This is a genomic window from Marinobacter halodurans (genome assembly GCF_004327985.1).
GTDB classification, from domain to species: domain Bacteria; phylum Pseudomonadota; class Gammaproteobacteria; order Pseudomonadales; family Oleiphilaceae; genus Marinobacter_A; species Marinobacter_A halodurans.
Window position 1 is genome coordinate 1 of record NZ_SJDL01000182.1, and the last position, 652, is coordinate 652.

General features: G+C 49.2%; 1 protein-coding gene. It reads left to right on the top strand.

The window, feature by feature from the left end; genetic code table 11:
- Window positions 1-59 precede the first annotated feature (59 nt).
- Entirely contained in the window at window positions 60-305 is a 246-nt protein-coding gene (locus EZI54_RS25395) for a DUF6678 family protein (RefSeq protein WP_341352875.1), read from the top strand.
- Window positions 306-652: the final 347 nt, after the last annotated feature.

Here is a 652-nt window from a genome sequence, read left to right on the forward strand (position 1 = left end):
AGATGTTGGTGGCTATCTGATGGACTATTACAACCGGCAGCGACCTCACACATTCAACGATGGCATTCCGCCCGTTGCAGCTGAGGAAAACCTTAAAATACTGTCCGGGATTAGTTGACCACTACACTTTCCCGTTCGTTGGTGTGGAGTGGTTTGACATTAGCCTGCAATCCACTCAGAAAGAACAAGACACCTCATGGGTCGTTGATTTAGTCAAAGATATAGGCTTCGAATATGAGGTTAGGGAAGACATACTGCGGATTTGGGGATATGGCCCAAAGTCTTTTGATGAATTCGGAGTATGAAATGCCTAACAAGCGGCATCACGGCGACCGCTTTTCCGCCGCTTCGCGGCTCCAAACCGGCGCATGTGCCGGGCGTTAAAAATATGGATCTAGCTCCGGCGTTAAAACGATCGAAGGGTATTCAGAACTGGTTCGACCAAGAACTCAGTTCGTTAGAGTATCCAAACACTCAGAGGAATATGCTTGCCTGTGCGTGTTTTGACATGGCGTTGGAGCATTACGGCGATTTTCAACCCAGTTGTCCAAATGACCGCATTTAAGCGGCCAGCTTATTGCGCTCAACTTCCTGCGATTTCCCAGGGTTAAGCGATACCGGACCGGTGACTTCCCAGTTCCGGGTGTTTCCA